Below are 514 nucleotides of genomic sequence, written 5' to 3' on the forward strand. Positions count from 1 at the left end.
ATTGGTGGCAATACTGTCGCCTAAAGCTACATCTGACATATCCAGTTTGTGTACATTAACGGTCAGCCGAATGTCATCCCCTTGGGGCTGCAATTTGGCGATTTGGCCGACGTCTTCAATTATTCCAGTAAACATGTTTTTAATTCCGGTTTTTGTAATGTTAAGGGTAACAAAATGCTATTTGAACTGTGCGACCATTTTAATATCGTCACCTACCATGCGAACACTCGACCATTGTAACATTTTCGCCTGCTGCATTTGTGTTAGCTCGTCCATACAAATAAATTTTGACCTTTGTCCCCTATTAGTTTGGGCGCTTGATATAAAATCAATTCATCTACTAAATTTTGTTGTACTAATGCGCCGGCTAACATGCCACCCGCTTCTACCCAAACTTCATTCAACTGCTTTTTTGCTAAAGCAATTAACATTGCATTTAAATCAAGCTTATTACCCACACTAGCAACTTGAATTTGCTCAACAGAATCTCTTATCACTGGATTGTGAAGACGAT

At 39.3% G+C, this 514-nt stretch carries 1 protein-coding gene and 1 pseudogene; both read right to left on the bottom strand.

The genetic code is table 11. The annotated features are described in order from the left end of the window. Window positions 1-135: pseudogene (locus DX908_RS16860) on the bottom strand (riboflavin synthase); the annotation flags it as partial. Window positions 136-263: 128 nt separating this feature from the next. Further along, the coding region (locus DX908_RS16065; protein WP_199564792.1) for a dihydrofolate reductase family protein at window positions 264-514 on the bottom strand (251 nt) is incomplete at its 5' end.

This window comes from Parvularcula marina (assembly GCF_003399445.1).
Taxonomy (GTDB): domain Bacteria; phylum Pseudomonadota; class Alphaproteobacteria; order Caulobacterales; family Parvularculaceae; genus Parvularcula; species Parvularcula marina.